The organism is Microbacterium hydrocarbonoxydans, from assembly GCF_000956475.1.
GTDB classification, from domain to species: Bacteria; Actinomycetota; Actinomycetes; order Actinomycetales; family Microbacteriaceae; genus Microbacterium; species Microbacterium hydrocarbonoxydans_A.
The window spans coordinates 1-21,662 of the sequence record NZ_JYJB01000006.1 but is presented as its reverse complement, the minus strand read 5'-3'; the positions used below and the strand labels follow the sequence as shown (position 1 = coordinate 21,662).

Here is a 21,662-nt window from a genome sequence, read left to right as displayed (position 1 = left end):
ACGGAAGGACGACGATGTCCCCTGATCCCCTGCACCTCAACCTCTCCCGCCGCCATTTCCTCGGCGCCGGCATCCTCGCGGGAGCGCTGATCGTGCTGCCGCCCAGCGTCGTGAGCGCATCGGCGGCCGCGCGCGACGTCACGCTCACCGCCGACGGCATCCGCGTCGTGGCCTCGGTCGGCGGGCGCATCGCCGTCTACTCCGGCAGCGGCGCGCTGCTCATGGCGGGCTCGCGCTTCCAGACCAAGGACACCGTCTACGGCACCCAGACCTCCACGGGAGGCACCCCCTCGTTGACGAGCGTGGATGGCCAGCCGGCGATCCGGATGGACTACACGATGCCCGCCTCTGCCGGAGGGGTCGTCGTCTCGGCCCTCATCCGCGTGCAGACCGCTCAGGTCCACCTGGAGTGGACCGTGTCCGGGTCGACGACCCTCAACCCCGCCGGGTTCATGTTCAGTCGCGCAGTGAACGCCCCGACGGCGCCCGATGAGTACATCCCCACCTCGGAGTGGCAGCGAGACGGTGCGGGCGGAATCCCCTACGAGGTCCCGACGGGTGTCGTGTATCGCTCGTCCTGGGCATCCGGCCATGGCCTGCTGCTTCTCGCTTCCAGCCGCAGGGCATGGACCACCGCCACCTGGGTGCATGCCCCGGGAACCCTGGTGGATGCGACATCGGCCGTCACGACCGCCAGCCTGATCCTCACCGAGGCGCGGCCGGCCTCAGGTGCCGCGATCGGACGTGGCGACGGCATGGCCGTCGAGCTCTCGACGACCCGCCCGTTCAACGTGTGGGATGCGGCCGGCGATGCCACGGCGACAGTGACGGTCACGAACGCGGGCGGCGCCGACGAGGTCTTCGCGCTCACGTGGTGGGCGCGCGACGACCGGGGCACGGTCGTGACCTCCGGCACGACGTCGCTCGCCGTCGCCTCACTGTCCGCCTCCGATGCGACGATCACGGTGCCGCTCGAGGCAGAGGGGATCGTGCTGCTCGAGGCCACGGCCACGAGCACCTCCGGTGACAGCGCGTTCGCGCGCACCACGCTGGCGGCGCTCGCGCCGTTCGCCTACACGGCAGGGTCGTCGAGCATGTTCGGCATCGCGAACTACCCGTGGCTCCTTAACGCCGGCGAACAGGCCACCCTCGACCTCTGGCAGAAGGTCGGCATCCAATGGGTGCGGATCGCTTACGACGGCGGTCCCGGCCTGCCTCCGGCGTCGTACGACGCCCGCGGCATGGATCACAATCTCGAGCTCCAACCCGATGTCACGGCGACGGATGCTGTGCTCGTCGCGTGGGCCGAGACCAGCTGCACCACCGCGAGCGCAGCCGGGGCGTCGTGGTTCGAGGTCGGCAACGAGCTGAACCGCCCGTTCAACAGCGGCGACGCCGCGCCCGGCTACGTCGAGCGCGTGCTCAAGCCGGTGCACGCCGCGCGTGCGGCGCAGGGCGGAACCTTCCAGCTCATGAACAACGGCCTCGCCGGCATGGATCGTCCGTGGATCGAGGCGTTCCACGCGGCGGGCGGCTGGGATCTCGTCGACGGCATCGCCTTCCACCCCGGCCGAGGCAACTTCACACCCGACTTCATCCCCGATGGAGACGGGGGCGACTGGAGCACGGGCGCCACCGGCACGTACTGGAACTTCCTGGGCGGGCTCCGCCAGCTCAAGGAGCTGATGGCGGAGTACGGCGAGAAGGAGATCTGGCTCACGGAGGCCTACGCGTGCACGAGGCCGAACGCGTGGTGGAACGACACCTATCGGCACGCCGCCGAGAACGTGCTGCTGTCGCTCGTCCTCGCCAAGGCCGAGGGCGTGCGGGCCGTGTGCTGGTACCAGTTCTTCGATTCGTACACGATCAGCCCGATGGGCGCGAGCCCTGAGGACACCGAGTACCACTTCGGGCTCGTGAACCGCGATCTCGGCCCCAAGCCGTCTCTGCTCGCGTACACGACCGCTGCTCGTGCGCTCGATCAGGCGACCTTCGTGCGCTGGGTGCATCTCGACGACGGCACGACGCACGGCCTGCTGTTCTCCACCCCGGACGGCCCGCTCACGGTGCTCTGGAACCGCGCGGACGGCTACATCCTCAACACCGAGGGGACCCGCACCGACTGGCGCTTCCCCGAACCCGAGATGTGGCAGGATCCGTGGCCGACCAAGACTCAGGTGACGCTGCCGGCCGGGCCCGCGGTGACTGAGACGGACTCCTTCGGTCGCACCCGGCAGCTCACGACGTCGGGCGGTCAGGTCCAGCTCACCATCGACGGCGCTCCGCGGATCTACCGCGGCCTCCTCCTCGATGGCGCAGACGCCGGCCCCGTTCAGACATCGGAGGGCGTGACCGTGCAGGCGATCCGCGACGAGCACGACGCAGCGCTCGTGGTGACCGTGCAGGGTGACGCTGCCCGCGACACCGAGGTCCGCGTCACGACGCCCTTGGGCTCGGATCGGATCGCACGGCTCCCTGCCGGCGAGGCGCGATCGATCACCTTCCGCGCCGAGGGCCCCGCGCTCGCATCCGGCACGGCCTCCGTCCGCACGCACGTGCGGGGATCGGGCAGGCCGCACACGAGGTCGATCCCGTATCCCGCGTTCGATGCGCGCCCGATCGGCTGACGCCCAGTAGTGGCCTCCGGCCGCGTCATCCTCTTCCGTCGCGGCTCGCTCAGCGGATGCCGTAGAAGGCGAGCGGCGTCGACCAGAACAGCGCCTCCGCGGAGACCCCGCGCGACGCGGACCAGTCGCGCACTGCACGGAACCAGCGCGCTCGGGCTCCGGCCTGATAACCGACGCCGATCGACGACACCGGCCAGTCGCTGCCCCACATCAGCCGATCCGGGCCGAAGGCGTCGAGCGCGGCATCCAGGAAAGGCGTCATCTGCTCCGGCGACCACTCGCCCGCGGCCTCCGCAGGAAGCCCGGAGAGCTTGACGTGGGTGAGCGGCCGCGCGGCGAAGCCATGCAGGTCGCGCAGCCACTCGGCCGAGGGCCGCAGCGGACGCTCCGCCGTGCCGACGGCGGGTTTGCCGAGGTGGTCAAGCACGATGCGCAGCTCGGGCACGGCCGCAGCGAGCGCCGTGACATCGGAGATCTGGTGCGCCCGCACGCAGGCATCGAACGTCCATCCGCGATCGGCGACGAGACGTGCGCCGGCGACGAACTCCGCCGAGGCGGCGAGACCGGCACGCTCCCCCTGCAGGAGGTGGCGCACCCCGACGACCCTCTCGTGCTCCGAGAGCCGTTCCAGAAGTTCGGCCGCCGCCGCACCGCGATCGAGGCGTGCGCCGGCCACGATCGCGACGACGCGCGCAGCATCCGCGATCTCGTCGACCCACGCCACCTCGTCGACGAACGCGTGCTCGACCGTCTCGGCCTGGACGAAGATCGCGACCTCCTCCGAGACGCCAGGCAGCTGCTCCTCGAACAGCTCCTCCTCGGCGAAGCGCCCGAGCATGGGTCCCTCGAGCCACTCGTACTCGAGGTCCCACGGATCCCACAGGTGCAGATGGCTGTCCACGACGCGCATACCCCCATCCTGCCCCAGACATCCGATCAATGTGCGAGGATGACGCCATGGCTGTGACGGATGAGGCGATCGAGAAGATCAAGGCGATGATCGTGTCCGGCGAGCTGTCGCCCGGCGACCGGCTCCCCCCGGAGAAGGAGCTGTCCGAGCGGCTCGGGCTGAGCCGCAACTCGATGCGCGAAGCGGTCAAGGCGCTCGAGGTCATCCGAGTGCTCGACGTCCGCCGCGGCGATGGCACCTACGTCACGAGCCTCGAGCCGCATCTCCTGCTCGAGGCCATCGCCTTCGTCGTCGACATGCACGACGACGACTCGATGCTCGAGATCTTCGCGGTGCGGCGGATGCTGGAATCCCAGGCCACGGGGCTGGCTGCCACGCTCGGCACCGACGAGGAGATCGCCGAGCTCATTCAGGAGGTCGACGGCGTCGACGCCTCGGTCGGCATCGAAGAGCTCGTCGAGCACGACATCCGCTTCCACCGCGAGATCGTGGCGATGGCCGGCAACGCCTACCTCGCCAGCCTGATCGAGCATCTCAGCAGCCAGACCGTGCGCGCGCGTGTCTGGCGCGGCCTCACGCAGGGCGGCGCCGTCGAGCGCACACTCTCGGAGCACCGCGCGATCGCCGACGCGATCGCTCAGCGCGACTCGGCGCTCGCGACCTCGCTGACCACGGCGCACATCGCCGGGGTCGAGCGCTGGCTGCGGCAGGCCGCATCCGCCTGACCGGATGCCGCCGCCCGGGTACCCTCGGAACCATGACCTCCTGGACCAGCACTGCGATCGCCCTGCTGGAGGCCGACGCCAACCGCAGCGCCGACACGCATCTGCACCTGTTCCCGCTGCCGGCCGACTGGGGCATCGACCTGTACCTGAAGGACGAGTCGGTGCATCCGACCGGCTCGCTCAAGCACCGCCTCGCGCGCTCGCTGATCCTCTACGGCCTGGTCAACGGCCGCATCCGCGAGGACACCGTGCTCGTGGAGTCGTCGAGCGGATCGACCGCCGTCTCCGAGGCGTACTTCGCCCGGATGCTCGGGCTCACCTTCATCACCGTCGTGCCGCGGTCGACCAGCCAGGAGAAGATCGACCTCATCGAGTTCTACGGCGGCCGCTGTCACTTCGTCGACCGGGCGGAGGACATCTCGCCCGAGGCCCGGCGGCTCGCGAGCGACTGCCGCGGCCACTACCTCGATCAGTTCACCTTCGCCGAGCGCGCGACGGACTGGCGCGGCAACAACAACATCGCCGAGAGCGTGTTCAGCCAGCTCTCCCAGGAGCGGCATCCGATCCCCCGCTGGATCGTGGTCGGCGCGGGCACCGGCGGCACAAGCGCGACCTTCGGCCGCTATGTGAAGTACCGCAGGCATGAGACCCAGGTCGCGGTCGTCGACCCCGAGGGCTCGGCGTTCTACGACGGCTGGGCGGGCACCCCGGATGCTCCGGCCGGCCGCCCGAGCCGCATCGAGGGGATCGGCCGGCCCCGCGTCGAGCCCTCGTTCGTGCCGAGCGTGATCGACGAGATGCTGCGGATCCCCGACGCCGGCTCGATCGCGGCGATCAGGCTGCTCAAGGAGCGCACGCTGCACTGGGCAGGCGGCTCGACCGGAACGAACCTCTACGGCGCGTTCCAGCTCATCGCGCGCATGCGCGCCGCCGGAGAGACCGGCAGCGTCGTCACGCTCATCTGCGACAGCGGAGTCCGCTACGCAGGCACCTACTACTCCGACGAGTGGGTCGCCGAGCAGGGGTGGGACCTCGCACCGCACCGCGCGCGCCTAGAGCGGTTCCTCAAGACCGGCGACTGGATGGAGTGAGCGGTCCCCGACGTCCACAACTCAGGATGTTCGCGCACCGTCGAGGCGAATCAGCCGTTCTCAGCCGGCTCCGACAGCCATCTTCCTGAGTTGTGAACAGCGACCAGGCGAGACCGACCGTCGGCGGGGCTACGCTGTCGCCATGACAACTCTGATCCTCACCGTCGCGGGTGCAGACCGTCCTGGCCTCGTGGCCGCCGTCGCCGACGTCGTCGACGCCCACGGCGGAAACTGGGAGAACAGCAGCCTGGCCGAGCTCGCGGGAACCTTCGCCGGAGTGATCGAGGTCTCGGTCGCGGCCGACCGTGCAGCCGAGCTCGAGCAGGCGCTGCATGCTCTCGAAGGACTGCTGACCGTCGCAGTGCTCACGGGATCGGATGCCGCAGCCGACGACGACCGTTCGCTCGGGATCCAGGTGCTCGGCAACGACCGACCCGGCATCGTGCGCGAGATCTCCGGCGTGCTGAACGCGCACGCGCTGAGCATCGAGGAGCTCGCGACCGAGACCCGCGACGCGGCCATGGCGGGCGGGCGCCTGTTCGAGGCGTCCGTGATCGCGAAGGTGCCGGCATCCGTCGACCTCGACGCCCTGCAGGCGGATCTCGAGCGCCTTGCGTCCGAGATCCAGGTCGACATCACCGTCGGCTGAGTCGCCCGGCACCTCGAGACCCCCGCTTATTGCCGAGACCCCCACCTGCTGACGTCAGCAGGTGGGGGTCTCGGTGACAGATGGGGGTCTCGGTGCGAGGACCCCGGCGCTCAGACCAGGCGGGCCTTCGGCGACACCGAGTACGTGTGCTCGGCGTCGCGGTTCGGCACGTCGCCGAGGGCGGTGTCGATCGCCGCCATCGTGTCGGCGTCGAGCGTCACCCCGGACGCCTTCACGGTGTCGGCGAGCTGCTCCGGGCGCGAAGCGCCCACGAGGGCCGCCGCCACGTTCGGATTCTGCAGCACCCACGCGATCGCGAGCTGCGGCATCGTGAGCCCGGCCTCGGCGGCGATCGGCTTGAGCCGCTGCACCGCCTCGAGGATCTCGTCGCGCAGGAGGCCCTTGATGAAGTCGGCGCCGGAGTGCGGGTCGGTCGCGCGCGAGCCGTCGGGCACCGGCTGACCGGGCAGGTACTTGCCGCTCAGCACGCCCTGCGCCATGGGCGACCAGACGATCTGCGAGATGCCGAGTTCCTCGGACGCGGGGACGACCTTGCCCTCGATCACGCGGTGCAGCATCGAGTACTGCGGCTGGTTCGAGATGAGCTGCACGCCCAGCTGCTTCGCGAGCGCGTGTCCTTCGCGCAGCTGCTCGGCGGTCCACTCCGAGACGCCGATGTAGAGCGCCTTGCCCTGACGGACCACGTCGGCGAATGCCTGGAAGGTCTCCTCGAGCGGCGTTTCGTAGTCGAAGCGGTGCGCCTGGTAGAGGTCGACGTAGTCGGTGCCGAGGCGCTTCAGCGAGCCGTTGATGGACTCGAGGATGTGCTTGCGCGAGAGCCCTGTATCGTTCGGGCCCTTCGGGCCGGTCGGGAAGTAGACCTTCGTGAAGATCTCCAGCCCCTCGCGGCGCTGCCCCTTCAGCGCATCGCCGAGCACGACCTCGGCGGCCGTGTTGGCGTAGGTGTCCGCCGTGTCGAATGTGGTGATGCCGGCATCCAGGGCGGCGTGCACCGTCTTGACCGCCGCGTCGTCGCCGACCTGCGAGGCGTGCGTGACCCAGTTGCCGTAGGTGATCTCAGAGACCTTGAGACCGCTGTTGCCGAGATAGCGATAGTTGACCATGATTCCACGCTACCGGCGGGAGCGGATGCCGGGGCCGGATTTCCGTGACCGGTCTCATCCGCGCCCCGGCACGTCCGCAGCCTCAACCGCCTTCGACCACTTCGAAGATCCTGTCGGCGACGAGCCCGTGCGCCTCGCGGTGCACCGCGATGGCGGATTCGGCATCCGGCGCCTCCACGAGGCAGAACGCCTTGCCGCTGGATTCGTCGACCCAATACCGGCGGTAGTTCACGCCGTACTGCTCCTGAAGCGACAGGTCGGCCGTGTGCGCTGCCGCGACGTCGCCCGCCGTTGCGCCTTCCGGGAGCTGTTCGTGCACATCGATGAAGAGAGGCATCTCATCTTTCCTTCCACTCGGGTTTTTCTCTGTCACACTGAGTCTCATGAAGGGCGGGTCTGTTGACCATGACCGCGCCCCCGCCGCTCCTGACCGGGAACCCGCTTTCTCTCTCGAAGAGGCATTGGGGCGTCTGCGACTGCGCGGAGCGATCTTCCTGCGTGGCGAGTACAGCGAGCCCTGGGCGTACGAATCGCTGCCGCCGCAGGATGTGACCGCCATCCTCGCCCCGGGCGAGCGCCAGCTGGTGCTGTTCCACGTCGTCGCGTCAGGACGCTGCTGGATCGAGGCAGGCGGCGAGCGCCATTGGGCCCGCGCGGGTGACGTGATCGTGCTGCCCTACAACGACCAGCACCGGATGGGCGGCTCCGACGATGCGACACCGGTGCCGATCGCGCAGATCCTCGAACCGCCCCCGTGGGAGCGCCTGCCGGTCATCAGACACGGACTCGGCGGCGCCGCGACGGAGGTCGTCTGCGGCTACCTGAGCTGCGACGACGCGCTGTTCGACCCTCGCCTGCGCGTCTTCCCGTCCGTCTTCGTGACCACTCCCCCGCCGGGGCCCGCCAGAGAGTGGGTGAACGCGAGCATCGCCTACGCGCTGCAGCAGACGACCCGTGTCACGGCCGACCGCGTGGTGTCGCCGACCTCGGTGCCCGAGCTCCTGCTCGCCGAGATCCTCAAGCTCTACCTGGCTGCCGCGCCCGCGTCGACGAGCGGCTGGTGGAAGGCTCTGCGCGACCCGGTGCTCGCCCCCGCCCTCGCCGCGATCCACTCCGCTCCCGAACGGAAGTGGAGCGTCGAGACGCTCGCCCGAGAGGCGCACGCGTCGGCGAGCGCCCTGGATGAGAGGTTCCGGGTCGTGCTGGGCCTTGCACCGATCCGCTATCTGACGCTGTGGAGGATGCACCTCGCGGAAGAACTGCTGCGCACTCCGGACATGGGCCTGGTCGCTGTGGCCCACCGTGTGGGGTACGAGTCCGAAGAGGCGTTCAGCAGGGCCTTCAAGCGCGAGCACTCCGCCTCGCCGAGCGTGTGGCGCGTGAGGCGCCGCTGAGGCCGGCCCCGCATGCCGGGCGGAGCGGGCGGATGCCGGCGCTCAGGTCGCCTGCGCGGGAGATGGAGCCGGGGCTGGTGCCGGGGAAGAGCCCGGAGCGCCTTCCGCCGTCGCCGAGTCCACGGCCTGAGACTGCGCGGACACGATCTCGGCACGGTCGCGGAATCCCTCGGCCGTCACCTTGTCGAGCGACACCTGCTTGCGGATGGCCGCGGCCTTCTCGTACAGCGTGGGCTCACCGTACGAGGTCAGCACCTTCACGAGCACGGGCAGCAGCTCGATCATGAAGAACAGGGCGGCGATCAGCCAGTGCGCCCACAGGATCGTGGGCTCCTTCTCGCTGAGCCGGTTGAGTCCGCTGATCTGGCTGAGCAGGCCCGTCGCGCCCGCGTTGCCCTGGGCGACGGCATCCGCCCTCGCGTTGTACGCGGCGAGCGCCGCGTCGTACGTCTTCTGCGCCGCCGGAAGCTGCGACTGCGCCTCCGCACGGTTCTGCTTCTCGGAGCTGGCGGTGTTCTCCTTGGCCGAGGTGCCCGCAGCGGCGAGCTCCTCGTTCGCCGTGCGCAGCTGAGCGGCCAGCGCGTCGTAGGTCTGCTGGGCTTCGGCGAGCTGGGTCTTCGCGGCATCCGAGCTCGCGCCCTCGCCGTTCACGCCGGTGCAGCCGGGAACCGTGCCCGCGCCCTCTCCCGTGAGCTCGCACTGGTACAGCACGCGCGCCTGGTCGATCACAGCCTGCTGAGCCGTCATCTTGGCGGTGAGGTCGTCGACCGTCGCCTGCGCGGCGGACTCGCTCGCGGACGCCGAATCGGTGCCGGCGACGATACCCGTGGCCGCCTGGTTCTGCAGCTCTGCCAGATGCTCTGAGGCCGCATCCAGCGCCTTCTTCTCCGGGCCGTTCTCGAGAGCATCCTGATCGGACTGCGCCTGCGTGATGTTGGTGGATGCCACCTCACGGGCGATGTCGTTGTGGAAGATCTGCAGCACGAGCGGCTCGGCGACCACGAATCCGATGATCGCGGCCATGATCACACGCGGGATCGCGAGCCCGATCAGTCGCCACACGTTCTTGGTCGACGCCATGGTCGAGGTGAGGAACCGATCGAGGTTGAAGATGATCAGGGCCCACACGATCGCGAGCGGCACGGCCAGCCAGATCACGGCGCCCACGCCGGTCGTCAGCGCGAACAGCATCGAGATCGCCGAGACCAGCGCGGTGCCCGCGAGCACGAAGAACATCTGCACGAAGCGCGGGGTCTCACCGGGCACCCGATCGAGGATCTCGCCCTCGGCACCGCCGAGGATCGCGAGGGTGCGCAGGCGCGAGCCGGGCACGCGCGGCTTCTTCTCGCGCTTGGGGCGCGGTGCGCGCTGCTTCTTCTCGCGAGGAGCGGATGCCGGAGCGGGCTCCCCCTCGAGCGGGTCGATGACGGCCGTGGGCTGCGTCGCGGTGTCTGCGGAGGACTCGCTGCCCGACGGCTCGAACGCCCGCAGGAAGTCGAGGTCGTCGTCGGTCACGGAGCCCTGAGGGGCGTCGGTGTCGAACGAGATCCGCCCCTGGGAGTCCATCCGGCCGGGGCGATGCGCGGAATAGGCCATCCTTCGAGGGTAGGGAACCACGCCTGTGCATCCCCCGGACGATCCCTGCGAGGCGCTCACAGGTTCGGGATGCGGACGGTCGCTGACGATGCCAGGCTTGAGCTATGAAGACCCTGCTGCTCGCCCGTCATGCGAAGTCCGACTGGGGCGTGCTCGGCCTCGCAGACCACGACCGGCCGCTGAACGCCCGGGGCCGCCGCGACGCTCCGGCGATGGCGCGGAGACTCGTCGACGAGGGCGTCCGCGTCGACGTGATCGTGTCGAGCACCGCCGTCCGCGCACGCAGCACCGCCGAGGAGTACGCCGCGGCGTCCGGTGCGGAGATCATCGAGGAGCCGTCGTTGTACGCGGCATCCGCCCGGGCGATCCTGGCCATCACGGCAGCCCTGCCGGACGATGCCGACGTCGCGATGCTGGTCGGACACAATCCCGGAATGACCGACGCGGTCGACGAACTGACCGGCGCCTACGCGGAGCTTCCGACGGGCGCCGTCGCTGAGTGCGCTGTCGACATCGGCTCCTGGGCCGAGCTCATCGAGGGCGCAGGGCGCCTGCTGCGGGTGCGCGCTCCCCGCGACGGAGTCTGAGCCCAGGCGAATCCGCCGAGTGCACGGCAACGTGCCGAATGCACGGCCTCCAGACGTCGACAAACAGTGAACTCGTCGACGAGCAGTGAACTCGACGCTGAGCGGGCGAGCGCTCAGCGTCAGAGGGGCAGCATCCGCCGGATGCTCGCGTCGTATGCGGCGAGCGCGGCATCCAGCGGGAAGTGCCCGGCGGCGCACAGCGTTCCCAGGCCGTGCATCAGCCCCCACACGCCGAGGAAGGCGTCGTCACCGGACAGGCCCGCCGCTGCGGATGCCGTGCCGAGGAGGTTCTCGAGCTCGGCGATGAGCGGTGCCATGATCTCGCTGGGAGCTCCGGGGATGCAGACCGTGGGGTCGTAGATCACGTCGAAGCCGTTGGGGCGTTCGACCGCGAAGCGGAGATACGCTGCACCGCCCTCGATCAGAGCGCTGACCGCGTCGACGTCGGCCGTGGCCGCGCGCACTTCGGCGACGAGGTCGGCCATGCTCCGCTCGGCGAGGACCTTGAGCAGTCCGCGCCGGTCGGCGAAGTGGTGATACGGAGCGTTGTGGCTGACGTCCGCGGCGCGCGCGACTTCGCGCAGGCTGATCTCCTGCGCGGGCTTCTCGGCGAGCAGCTGCATCGCCGCATTCTCGAGCGCCTGCGCGAGATCGCCGTGGTGATACCCCGCACGAGAACTTGACACGAGCAACATCCTCTCCTATCTTGACAGTGTCCACCAAGTTGACACTGTCCAGATAGGAGCACTCATGGCATCCGCACTCATCATCGACGGCCACCCCGATGCACGATCCCTCACGGCAGAACTCGCCCGTCGCTACGCAGACGCCCACGGCGATGCCGAGGTGCTCGCCCTGCGCGACCTCGAATTCGACCTCTCATTGCGCTTCGGCTACCGCGAGCGGATGACTCTCGAGCCCGATCTCGTCGACGCCAAGCGGGCGCTGCACGAGGCGCAGACGGTCGTGATCGCGACCCCGCTCTGGTGGGGGTCGGTGCCTGCTGTGCTCAAGGGATTCTTCGACCGCGCGCTGCTGCCGCAGCAGGAGTACCGCTACACGAACCTGGGGCTGCCCGTGGGCATGCTGCCTGCGCGGCGCGGCCGGCTGCTGCTGCTCGCCGACACGCCCTGGTATGCGGCGCCCTTCACCGGCCTGCCCGCGCAGACGCAGATCGCCCGCAACACGATGCGGCTCTGCGGCATCCGCTCGGTGCGCACGCACCGGATGCTCGGAGTGAAAGACGCTTCGCCCGCCCGGATCGACTCGTGGCTCGCACGCGCCGCGACCCTGGGCGCGCGTGACGGCATCCGCGACGCGGCGCACCGCACAGACACGCCGCTGAGCGTGCGGGAACTCGCCGACAGCACGGCATCCTGACCTCGACCCGCCGCTCGGACGTTCACAACTCCTCATATTTCCGGCGCACGAGCGCAGAACGGGCCGGATCCGCAGGGATCCGGCCCGTTCTTGAGGAGTTGTGAACCACTCGCCGTCGAGAAGCGAGACGGGGCGAGCTCAGCCGATCGCTGCAGCGGCGGCCTCGTCCTCGGTGGTGGCGACCAGCTGGCCGCATGCGCCGTCGATCTCCTTGCCGCGGGTGTCGCGCAGGGTCGTCGGGATGCCGGCGTCGTTGAGACGGCGCACGAACTCGTTCTGCACGTCCTTGTCGGACGAGGTCCAGATCGAACCAGGCGTCGGGTTCAGCGGGATCGGGTTCACGTGCACCCAGCCGCGACCGCGGGCGTTCAGCTTCTCCGCCAGGAGGTCGGCGCGCCAGGCGTGGTCGTTCATGTCCTTGATCAGCGCGTACTCGATCGAGACGCGCCGGCCCGTCTTCGCGTAGTAGCCGTACGCGGCGTCGAGCGCCTCGTCGACCTTCCAGCGCGAGTTCACCGGGATCAGCTCATTGCGCAGGTGGTCGTCCGGTGCGTGCAGCGAGAGCGCGAAGGTCACCGGGATGCCCTCGTCGGCGAGCTTGTTGATCGCCGGCACCAGCCCGACGGTCGAGACCGTGATGCCTCGGGCGCTCATGCCGAGGCCGTCGGGCTGCGCCGCCACCATGACGCGCACGGCATCCATCACGCGCTTGTAGTTCGCGAGCGGCTCGCCCATGCCCATGAAGACGATGTTGCTGACGCGCTCCATCGAGTGGTCGTCGGCCTTCTTGCCTCCGAGTCCGCCCTCGGCGATCAGGCGGTTCGCGCGCACGATCTGCTCGATGATCTCGGCGGTCGACATGTTGCGCGTGAGGCCGGCCTGGCCGGTGGCGCAGAACGGGCAGTTCATGCCGCAGCCGGCCTGGCTCGACACGCACAGCGTGATGCGGCCCGGGTAGCGCATGAGCACCGACTCGACGAGCGCGCCGTCATGCAGCCGCCACAGGAACTTGATCGTGTCGCCGCGGTCGGTCTCCAGGCGACGCACCTCGGTGAGCAGCGAGGGGAGCATCCCGCCGACGAGATCATCGCGGATGCCGGCGGGCAGATCCGTCATGTCTGCCGGGTTCGAGGTGTAGTGCGTGAAGTAATGCGTCGACAGCTGCTTCGCCCGATAACCCGGCAGCCCCAGTTCCTTGACCTTCTCGACGCGCTCAGCGGGGGTGAGGTCGGCGAGGTGCACGGGCGGCTTGCCGCGCTTCGGGCTCGCGAACTGCAGCAGCGGGCGTCCTTCGGCGTCTTTCTGCTGCGTCCAGCCCTCCGTCTTGGGGCGCACCTGGGTTTGGGCGCCGGCCCCTTGGGAGCCGTTCGCAGAAAGGGAATCAGGACGCACCTGGGTGCCGGTCGCGCGGACCTTCCCCTGCGCGGGCGCTGTCGCGGGGCGCGTCTCGCGCGCGCGGGGATTCTCGGTCATACCCTCCAGGGTACGCGGTGCCGGGTGGGAAGCGCCTGGACCGTGGACGGCCTGCCTAGACTGAGCCTCATGGAGCTCCTGCTGCTGGTCGGCATCGTCATCGTGGTCATCGTCGGCCTCATCATCCTCGTCGCGGCGCTGCGCGGAATGCGCCCGAAGGAACCCGAGGCGCAGGTGTACACGCCGTCGCCCACGATGGCGCGCACGGCTCCTGCCACCTCGGCGTCGAGCCCGGCATCCGGCCTCACGCCTACGGCGATCGCCGAGATCGATCGGCTGGTCGCAGCCGGACAGAGGATCCATGCGATCAAGCTGTACCGTCAGCACACGGGCGTCGGCCTGAAAGAGGCGAAGGACCGCATCGACCACTGGTCGATCAGCACGACCGCGCCGCACCTGGCCGCCGTCTCGCACGCGTCGGCCGCAGCGACGTCTGTCACGTCGGGCTCCCCGCGCTCGATGCTGCCTGTGTCCGCAGCCGCGCAGATCGACCACCTCCTCAGCGCCAACCAGCAGATCCAGGCCATCAAGCTGTTCCGCGAGCACACGGGTCTCGGGCTCGCGGAATCCAAGCGCGCGATCGACCACTGGCGGTGAGCTCTGGCGGTGACGCGCCCCTCGGCATCCGCGGGAGAATAGGGACATCCCCCTCGAAGGAGCCCCGATGATCGATCTCGGCGTCTGGGCGTGGATCGCTCTGGGCCTCGCCGCTCTCGTCACGGGACTGTCGAAGGCGGCCGTCCCCGGCGGCGCGACGCTCGCCGTCGTGCTGTTCGCCGCGGTGCTGCCCGCGCGCACGTCGACAGCCGCGATGCTTCTGCTGTTCATCGTCGGCGACGTCTTCGCGCTGATCGCCTATCGCCGACACGCGCACTGGCCGACTCTGCTCCGGCTGGCACCGGCCGTGATCGCCGGTCTGCTCGCGGGGTTCCTGTTCCTCGCCCTCGCCGACGACGGCATCGTGCGTCGCGCGGTGGGGGTGATCCTCCTGCTGATGATCGCGATCACGCTCTGGCGACGGTGGAGACAGAACAGAGCGGATGCTCCGCCTCCGGTGCACGGCGGCGTCGTGCTGTCGTCTACCTACGGCGCGCTCGGCGGATTCACCACGATGGTCGCGAACGCGGGCGGACCCGTCATGGCGATGTACTTCCTTGCGACGCGCACGCAGGTGCAGGTGTTCCTCGGCACCTCGGCGTGGTTCTTCGCGATCGTCAACCTCGTGAAGGTGCCGTTCCTCGCGGGGCTGGGGCTGTTCACGCCTCAGGTGCTGCTGATGGATCTGGCGCTCACGCCGCTCGTGGTGGCGGGAGCGCTCGTGGGTCTGCGCATCGCGAAGCGCATTCCGCAGCAGCTGTTCGAGAGGCTCGTGATCGTGCTGACGATCGTGGGAGCGGCGTACCTGCTGTTCTGAGAACCTAGCGCCCCGCCAACCCCGCAAGCAGTTCCAAGGCACAGGCGTCGGTCCCACGTCAGCGCCCCGCCAACCCGCAAGCAGTTCCAAGACGCAGGCATCGGTCCCGCGTCAGCGCCCCGCCAACCCCGCAAGCAGTTCCAAGACGCAGGCATCGGTCCCGCGTCAGCGCCCCGCCAACCCCGCAAGCAGTTCCAAGACGCACAGTGCGGCGAGACGCACGGTGCGCTGATCCTCCGTGTCGGCAGTGGCGTCGACCTCGGCGAGATCGGCGCTGACCAGTTGCTCGCTCCCGGCGAGCGCGCGCACCAGCGCCCGCAGCTCCCAGGCGGCAAGACCTCCCGGCACGCTCGCGGGGCATCCCGGTGCGACCGAGCGGTCGGCGGCGTCGACATCGACATCGAGGTGGATGCGGGAATCCGCTCCGGCTCCGGCGATCTCGAGAGCCTCGGCCGCGACATCGACGATGCCCCGACGGCGCAGCTCGTCGAGCGTGATCACGCGGATGCCCCACTCCGCTGCGCGCCGAGCGTAGGCGGCCGAGTTCGCGAAGTCGGCGATGCCGATCTGCACGATGCGCGTCGGGTCGATGCGCTCGGCCGCAGGCGCATCCTGCACCAGACGACGCACGGGCGAGCCGTTCGACACCCCGTCGCGCAGGTCGAAATGCGCGTCGATCGTGATCAGTCCGGTGGCCCCGGCGCCTCTGGCGACGGGATAGGTCAGCGAGTTGTCGCCTCCGAGCGCGATGACGAGGGGCGCGGCATCGGCGAGCTCGGCCACCCGCGCGATCGTCGCGGCGATGCCGTCATCGCCGTCGGGTTCGTCGATGTCACCGGCATCGACGATGTGCAGCGCCTCGTTCAGATCGATCACCGGCGGCCCCATCAGGGTCGCGCTGTAGCGCGGCAGCGCGTCGCGGATCGCGGCCGGCGTCGCATGCGCACCCGTCGGCGACAGCGACGTACGCCAGGCCGGGACGCCGAGGAGCACGGCATCCGCCTTCTCCCCGGCGGCGAAGGCGGGCCAGGATCCTGCCCGCGGCCAGAGTTCGTCGTGAGCCAGCGGCGCACGCACGCTATGAGTCAGTGCCATGATTCTCCGTTCCCGCGGGCGCTGCCCGCGCTGCTCCTCTGCTCGCTCGCGCACGTCGACAGCGCGCACAGCTCAGGCGACCTGCACGCCGTCCTTCCACACCCGCTCGACGAGCGGCACCCCTGGCCGGTAGGCCAGGTGAATCCGCGACGGCGCCCTGAGCAGCACCAGATCCGCCCGGTACCCCGGCGCGATGACGCCGATGTCCTCGCGCCGGAGAGCCCTTGCGCCCCCCGCGGTCGCGGCCCAGACGGCCTCGGCGGGGGTCATGCCCATGTCGCGCACCGCGACCGCGATGCAGAACGGCATCGAGCTGGTGAAGCTCGAGCCCGGATTCGTGTCGCACGCGAGTGCCACCGTGACCCCGGCATCGATCAGACGGCGCGCGTCCGGATACGGCTGACGGGTCGAGAACTCGACCCCCGGCAGGAGAGTCAGCACGGTCTCGGACGCGGCGAGCGCCGCCACGTCGTCATCCGTCAGATAGGTGCCGTGGTCGATGGATGCCGCGCCCAGCTCGACCGCAAGCTGGACCCCGCCCCCTGGGCCGAGCTGGCTGGCGTGCACCCGCGGTGCGAGCCCGCGGGCGATGCCGGCCTCGAGCACGCGCCGCGACTGCTCGACGGAGAAGGCGCCGGTCTCGCAGAAGACGTCGATCCACCTCGCGTGCGGCGCGCACGCCTCGAGCATCGGCCCCGTGACGAGATCGACATAGCCCTCGGGGTCGTCGGCGTAGTCGGCCGGCACGACGTGGGCCCCAAGGAAGGTGACCTCGGGCGTCACCTCGGCCGCGAGACGAACGAGTCGCTCCTCGGTCTCGACGTCGAGACCGTAGCCGCTCTTGATCTCGACGGTCGTGGTGCCCTGTGCGTGCATCTCGTCGAGAAAGCCGCGCAGTCGTGCGCGCAGTTCGTCGTCGGTGGCGGCGCGGGTGGCTGCGACGGTCGAGCGGATGCCGCCTGCCGCGTACTTCTGGCCTGCCATCCGCGCCTCGAACTCGGCAGCGCGGTCACCGCCGAACACCAGGTGGCTGTGGCTGTCCACGAAGCCGGGGATCACGGCGCGGCCCTCGGCGTCGATGATCTCTTCCGCACCGGGCGCCTCATCAGCCCGGCCGACCCAGGTGATCAGACCGTCCTCCATGAGCACAGCCGCATCCTGCACGGCGTGGTGCGGGGCCGCAGAGCCTGCTGCGTTCGTGGTCAGCTCGCCGATGTTCGTGATGAGTGTGCGCATGTCGCCTTCGCAGATGGGTGCGTCCCACTCTGCTCCGTGAAGTCCCCCGACCGGAAGAGCAGAGCGGGACGCGGTCCGGTGTCAGAGTCCCATCGGGACCTTGAGTCCGCGCTCCCGCGCGATGTCTTTCGCGTGGTCGTAGCCGGCGTCGACGTGACGCATGACTCCGGTGCCCGGATCGTTCGTGAGCACGCGCTCGAGCTTCTCGGCCGCGAGCGGCGTACCGTCTGCGACCGTGACCTGACCGGCGTGGATGGAGCGGCCGATTCCGACGCCGCCGCCGTGGTGCAGCGACACCCAGCTCGCACCGGATGCCGTGTTCAGCAGCGCGTTCAGCAGCGGCCAGTCGGCGATCGCGTCCGAGCCGTCCTTCATGGCCTCGGTCTCGCGGTAGGGCGAGGCGACGGAGCCCGAGTCGAGGTGGTCGCGGCCGATCACGATCGGAGCGGAGAGCTCACCCGAGGCGACCATCTCGTTGAACTTGAGGCCCGCGAGGTGGCGCTCCTTGTAGCCGAGCCAGCAGATGCGGGCGGGCAGCCCCTCGAAGTGCACCTTCTCCCCTGCCTTCTCGAGCCAGCGGTGTAGGGCCGCGTCTTCGGGGAACAGCTCGGCGATCGCGCGGTCGGTCTTGCGGATGTCCTCCGGGTCGCCCGAGAGCGCGGCCCAGCGGAACGGACCGCGGCCCTCTTCGAACTGCGGGCGGATGTACGCGGGCACGAAGCCGGGGAACTCGAAGGCCCGGTCGAAGCCGCCGAGCACTGCTTCGGCGCGGATCGAGTTGCCGTAGTCGAACACCGCGGCGCCGGCATCCTGGAAGGCGACCATCGCCTCGACGTGCGCGGCCATGGACTCGCGCGAGCGACGGGTGAACTCCTCGGGGTCACGCTCGGCCTCGGCCTTCCAGTCAGCGACCGCGATGCCGATCGGCAGGTAGGCGAGCGGGTCGTGGGCGCTGGTCTGGTCGGTGACGATGTCGATCGGCACACCCCGGCGGAACAGCTCGGGGAACACCTCGGCGGCGTTGCCGACGATGCCGACCGACAGCGCCTCGCCGGCCTCCTTGGCCGCGACCGCACGGGCGATGGCCTCGTCGAGGTCGGTGTAGTAGACGTCGAGGTAGCCATGGTCGACGCGGCGGGCGAGACGGCTCTCGTCGACGTCGACGATCAGCACGGCACCGTCGTTCATGGTGACGGCGAGCGGCTGCGCGCCGCCCATGCCACCCGCGCCGCCGGTGAGCGACAGGGTGCCCTTGAGCGACTCCCTGCCCAGCGACCGCGCGACGGCAGCGAAGGTCTCATAGGTGCCCTGCAGGATCCCCTGCGATCCGATGTAGATCCACGACCCGGCCGTCATCTGGCCGTACATCATGAGGCCGAGCTGCTCGAGGCGGCGGAACTCGGGCCACGTCGCCCAGTCTCCGACGAGGTTCGAGTTGGCGATGAGCACGCGCGGTGCCCACTCGTGCGTGCGGAACACGCCGACCGGCTTGCCGGACTGCACGAGCAGCGTCTCGTCGGGCTCCAGCTCGTCGAGCGTGCGGACGATCGCGTCGTACGCCTCCCAGCTGCGGGCGGCCCTGCCGGTGCCGCCGTAGACCACCAGGTCCTCGGGGTGCTCGGCGACCTCGGGGTCGAGGTTGTTCATCAGCATCCGCTTGGCGGCCTCCGCGCCCCAGCTCTTGGCGGTGCGCTGGTTGCCGCGCGGCGCCCGGATGTTCGTGTGGGTCGTGCTCATTTCACGTGCTCCTTTGCGATGCGTGCGATGGCGCCGGACTGCACGAGCGCTGTCACGGCCTCCATGTCGGGAGAGAGGAAGCGGTCCGGACCGGGACCAGCGGCGACCGTGCGGACGAGATCGCGCACGGCGCCGGTGGCGGGGCCCGCTTCGAGCGGCGCGCGCAGGTCGAGTGCGCGCGCGCCGGTGAGGATCTCGATCGCGAGCACCCGCCCCAGGCCGTCGATCGCGCGGCGGAGCTTGCGGCCGGCGGCCCAGCCCATCGAGACATGGTCCTCCTGCATCGCCGACGACGGGATGGAGTCGACGGATGCCGGTGCCGCGAGCCGCTTGAGCTCCGACACGATGCCGGCCGCAGCGTACTGTGCGATCATGAGGCCCGAGTCGACCCCGACCTCGTCGGCGAGGAACGGAGGCAGTCCGTGGTTGCGTGCGGGGTCGAGTGCGCGATCGGTGCGGCGCTCCGAGACCGAGGCGACATCGGCGACCGAGATGGCCAGGAAGTCGAGCACCGCGGCGACCGGTGCGCCGTGGAAGTTTCCGTTGGATTCGATGCGGCCGTCGATCGTGATGATCGGGTTGTCGATCACGCTCGCGAGCTCACGACCGGCGATGGTCGCGGCGTAGCCCATCGTGTCACGAGCGGCGCCGTGCACCTGGGGCGAGCAGCGCAGCGAATACGCGTCTTGGACCCGCCCGTCCTCGGGGCCCTTGTGGCTGTGCACGATCGGCGAGTCTCCGAGGAAGGCGCGAAGATTCGCGGCCGACGCGGCCTGCCCGACCTGCGGACGCAGTGCCATCAGATCGGCGGCGAAGACGGCATCCGTCCCGAGCTGCGACTCGATCGACATCGCGGCCGCGATGTCGGCGGTGATGAGCAGCTCTTCGAGATCGTGCAGCGCGAGCACGAGCATGCCCAGCATCCCGTCGGTGCCGTTGATGAGGGCGAGGCCCTCCTTCTCGACGAGCGTGAGCGGCTCGATGCCGGCGGCGGCGAGAGCCTCGGATGCCGGAACTGATTCCGTCTCGGTTCGCTCACTCGATGACCGGAAGTCATGAACGCGGACCTCGCCCTCTCCCATGGTCGCGAGAGCGATGTGGGCCAGGGGGGCGAGGTCGCCCGAGCAGCCGAGCGAACCGTACTCGCGCACGATCGGCGTGATGCCGGCGTTCAGCAGCGCCGCGTAGGTCTCGACCACGACCGGCCGCACACCCGTGCGCCCAGAGGCGAGCGTCTGCAGGCGAAGCAGCTGCAGCCCGCGGACGACCTCACGCTCGACCTCTGGCCCGGTGCCGGCGGCGTGCGACCGGATGAGGCTCGCCTGCAGCTGCCGGCGGCGATCCGGAGCGATGAAGGTCGTCGCGAGAGCGCCGAACCCGGTGGAGACGCCGTAGTGCGGGTTCGGATCGGCGGCGAGACCGTCGATCACGCTGCGGGTCGCGGCGACGCGCTCGAGTGCGTCGGGGGCGATGACGACAGGTGCGCCGTGGCGCACGACGGCGACGACGTCGGCGGGGCTCAGCGGTGCGGTGCCGACCAGGACTGCGGGCAGATCACTCATATCTCGATTCCACACCGTGGAGGTCGCGCGAGGCAGGGGATCGTGTCATCCTTTGTCTGTGATCCCAGACATTTCGGATGCCGGCTCCTCCCAGGTGCCCGCGGCCGAGAACACGTTGCGCATCCTGCGCTACCTCGCGGGCCGCCCGGCGCCGGTCGCGGCATCCGCCATTGCGAGAGAGCTCTCGCTCCCGCGATCCACCGTCTATCACTTGCTCACCACGCTCGCGACTCACGGGTTCGTCCTGCACCTGCGCGAAGATCGCCGATGGGGGCTGGGAACCTCTGCGTTCGAGCTCGCCGGAGGGTACGCAAGACAGCAGCCGCTCGCGCGAGTAGGACGCCCGCTGGTCGCGGCGCTCTCCGACCGTCTCGGCGAGAGCGCGCACCTGGCGGTCATGAGCGGAGGCGACGTCCTCTACATCGTCGAGGAGCGCGCCCCGCGACGGCCAGCCCTGATCACCGACGTGGGAGTCCGGCTGCCGGCGCATCTCACCGCGTCCGGACGGGCGATGCTCGCCTCACTCCCGCGCGAGCAGGTGCGCGCCCTGTACCCCAGCGCCTCCGCGTTCCCTGACCGCACCGGGCTCGGGCCTCGTACGCCTCGCGAACTGCGCGAATTGCTGCGCGAAGTCCGCGCCCGCGGGTACGCGACGGAGGACAGCGAGGTCGCCGACGGGCTGCGCAGCGTCGGAGTCGCAGTGCACGATCATACGGGCTGGCCGATCGCCGCGGTGGCGGTGACCTGGGCCGACGGCGACCTCGACCAGGGCGCACTGGCGGATGCCGTCGGATCGACCGCCGCGACTCTCGAGACGCGACTCAAGCGCTGACGGAACGACAGCCGTCGTTGCGCAGCGAATCCTCACGTTGCTCGTGCGGCGTTTGCACCGTTAACGCAAGAAAGACCACCCAGCTTTGGGTGGTCTTTCTTGTTTAAAAGAAGTCCGGCGGTGTCCTACTCTCCCACAGGGTCCCCCCTGCAGTACCATCGGCGCTGTGAGGCTTAGCTTCCGGGTTCGGAATGTGACCGGGCGTTTCCCTCACGCTATGGCCGCCGAAA

General features: G+C 69.8%; 20 protein-coding genes and 1 rRNA gene. 10 read left to right on the top strand and 11 right to left on the bottom strand.

The annotated features are described in order from the left end of the window. Positions 1-14: 14 nt before the first annotated feature. Positions 15-2,627 (top strand): hypothetical protein, encoded by a 2,613-nt coding sequence (locus tag RS84_RS03835; protein WP_200891967.1) that lies wholly within the window; start codon positions 15-17, stop codon positions 2,625-2,627. 49 nt (positions 2,628-2,676) lie between these two features. On the opposite strand, the gene RS84_RS03830 is transcribed toward RS84_RS03835, so the two are convergent. After that, the gene (locus RS84_RS03830) at positions 2,677-3,537 is read right to left on the bottom strand and encodes an amidohydrolase family protein (protein ID WP_045256451.1); all 861 of its coding nucleotides are present in this window, start codon (positions 3,535-3,537) and stop codon (positions 2,677-2,679) included. 47 nt (positions 3,538-3,584) lie between these two features. Between RS84_RS03830 and RS84_RS03825 the strand changes: the two genes are divergently transcribed. The 3 genes from RS84_RS03825 (at position 3,585) to RS84_RS03815 (ending at position 6,002) form a co-directional block, all read left to right on the top strand. Beyond that, positions 3,585-4,262, top strand: coding sequence for a FadR/GntR family transcriptional regulator (locus RS84_RS03825; protein WP_045256450.1), 678 nt, complete (start codon positions 3,585-3,587; stop codon positions 4,260-4,262). Between the two features lie 32 nt (positions 4,263-4,294). Beyond that, complete coding sequence (locus RS84_RS03820; protein WP_045256449.1) at positions 4,295-5,353, top strand: PLP-dependent cysteine synthase family protein; 1,059 nt, start codon at positions 4,295-4,297, stop codon at positions 5,351-5,353. Between the two features lie 142 nt (positions 5,354-5,495). Beyond that, positions 5,496-6,002 (top strand): glycine cleavage system protein R, encoded by a 507-nt coding sequence (locus RS84_RS03815; RefSeq protein ID WP_045256448.1) that lies wholly within the window; start codon positions 5,496-5,498, stop codon positions 6,000-6,002. A 110-nt stretch (positions 6,003-6,112) separates the two neighbouring features. On the opposite strand, the gene RS84_RS03810 is transcribed toward RS84_RS03815, so the two are convergent. Together RS84_RS03810 and RS84_RS03805 are read right to left on the bottom strand one after the other, a co-directional pair. Then, a complete protein-coding gene (locus tag RS84_RS03810; protein WP_045256447.1) occupies positions 6,113-7,126 on the bottom strand; it encodes an aldo/keto reductase family protein in 1,014 nt (337 codons plus the stop codon). Positions 7,127-7,208: 82 nt separating this feature from the next. After that, positions 7,209-7,463, bottom strand: a complete 255-nt coding sequence (locus tag RS84_RS03805) for a DUF4242 domain-containing protein (protein WP_045256446.1) — start codon at positions 7,461-7,463, stop codon at positions 7,209-7,211. A gap of 124 nt (positions 7,464-7,587) precedes the next feature. Between RS84_RS03805 and RS84_RS03800 the strand changes: the two genes are divergently transcribed. Further along, positions 7,588-8,520: an AraC family transcriptional regulator gene (locus tag RS84_RS03800; RefSeq protein ID WP_045256445.1), complete on the top strand. Its 933-nt coding sequence runs from the start codon at positions 7,588-7,590 to the stop codon at positions 8,518-8,520. A gap of 42 nt (positions 8,521-8,562) precedes the next feature. On the opposite strand, the gene RS84_RS03795 is transcribed toward RS84_RS03800, so the two are convergent. Continuing rightward, positions 8,563-10,116 (bottom strand): DUF4407 domain-containing protein, encoded by a 1,554-nt coding sequence (locus tag RS84_RS03795; protein ID WP_082062021.1) that lies wholly within the window; start codon positions 10,114-10,116, stop codon positions 8,563-8,565. A gap of 104 nt (positions 10,117-10,220) precedes the next feature. Here RS84_RS03795 and RS84_RS03790 point away from each other — a divergent pair, with 104 nt between their 5' ends. Beyond that, positions 10,221-10,703, top strand: a complete 483-nt coding sequence (locus RS84_RS03790) for a SixA phosphatase family protein (protein ID WP_052676199.1) — start codon at positions 10,221-10,223, stop codon at positions 10,701-10,703. A gap of 119 nt (positions 10,704-10,822) precedes the next feature. On the opposite strand, the gene RS84_RS03785 is transcribed toward RS84_RS03790, so the two are convergent. After that, the gene (locus RS84_RS03785) at positions 10,823-11,389 is read right to left on the bottom strand and encodes a TetR/AcrR family transcriptional regulator (protein WP_045256635.1); all 567 of its coding nucleotides are present in this window, start codon (positions 11,387-11,389) and stop codon (positions 10,823-10,825) included. A 64-nt stretch (positions 11,390-11,453) separates the two neighbouring features. Between RS84_RS03785 and RS84_RS03780 the strand changes: the two genes are divergently transcribed. Further along, positions 11,454-12,083, top strand: a complete 630-nt coding sequence (locus RS84_RS03780) for an NAD(P)H-dependent oxidoreductase (RefSeq protein ID WP_045256444.1) — start codon at positions 11,454-11,456, stop codon at positions 12,081-12,083. 138 nt (positions 12,084-12,221) lie between these two features. Here RS84_RS03780 and rlmN read toward each other — a convergent pair whose 3' ends face one another. Beyond that, the gene (gene rlmN / locus RS84_RS03775; protein ID WP_200891966.1) at positions 12,222-13,556 is read right to left on the bottom strand and encodes a 23S rRNA (adenine(2503)-C(2))-methyltransferase RlmN; all 1,335 of its coding nucleotides are present in this window, start codon (positions 13,554-13,556) and stop codon (positions 12,222-12,224) included. A 69-nt stretch (positions 13,557-13,625) separates the two neighbouring features. Here rlmN and RS84_RS03770 point away from each other — a divergent pair, with 69 nt between their 5' ends. Both RS84_RS03770 and RS84_RS03765 read left to right on the top strand, forming a co-directional pair. Next, the gene (locus RS84_RS03770; RefSeq protein WP_045256443.1) at positions 13,626-14,153 is read left to right on the top strand and encodes a hypothetical protein; all 528 of its coding nucleotides are present in this window, start codon (positions 13,626-13,628) and stop codon (positions 14,151-14,153) included. Positions 14,154-14,220: 67 nt separating this feature from the next. Then, on the top strand, positions 14,221-14,970 hold the full coding sequence (locus RS84_RS03765; RefSeq protein WP_045256442.1) for a sulfite exporter TauE/SafE family protein: 750 nt from the start codon (positions 14,221-14,223) through the stop codon (positions 14,968-14,970). Positions 14,971-15,135: 165 nt separating this feature from the next. Here RS84_RS03765 and RS84_RS03760 read toward each other — a convergent pair whose 3' ends face one another. From RS84_RS03760 to hutH, 4 genes are all read right to left on the bottom strand, one after another. Beyond that, complete coding sequence (locus RS84_RS03760) at positions 15,136-16,065, bottom strand: agmatinase family protein (protein ID WP_045256441.1); 930 nt, start codon at positions 16,063-16,065, stop codon at positions 15,136-15,138. Positions 16,066-16,137: 72 nt separating this feature from the next. Next, positions 16,138-17,301 (bottom strand): imidazolonepropionase, encoded by a 1,164-nt coding sequence (hutI, locus tag RS84_RS03755; protein ID WP_045256440.1) that lies wholly within the window; start codon positions 17,299-17,301, stop codon positions 16,138-16,140. A gap of 81 nt (positions 17,302-17,382) precedes the next feature. Then, positions 17,383-19,038: a urocanate hydratase gene (gene hutU, locus RS84_RS03750; RefSeq protein WP_045256439.1), complete on the bottom strand. Its 1,656-nt coding sequence runs from the start codon at positions 19,036-19,038 to the stop codon at positions 17,383-17,385. Then, positions 19,035-20,600, bottom strand: coding sequence for a histidine ammonia-lyase (hutH, locus tag RS84_RS03745; protein WP_045256438.1), 1,566 nt, complete (start codon positions 20,598-20,600; stop codon positions 19,035-19,037). Before hutH ends, hutU begins: the two co-directional genes overlap by 4 nt. A gap of 52 nt (positions 20,601-20,652) precedes the next feature. Between hutH and RS84_RS03740 the strand changes: the two genes are divergently transcribed. Then, positions 20,653-21,432: an IclR family transcriptional regulator gene (locus tag RS84_RS03740; protein ID WP_200891965.1), complete on the top strand. Its 780-nt coding sequence runs from the start codon at positions 20,653-20,655 to the stop codon at positions 21,430-21,432. A gap of 112 nt (positions 21,433-21,544) precedes the next feature. Here RS84_RS03740 and rrf read toward each other — a convergent pair. After that, positions 21,545-21,661, bottom strand: a 5S ribosomal RNA gene (rrf, locus tag RS84_RS03735). Position 21,662: the final 1 nt, after the last annotated feature.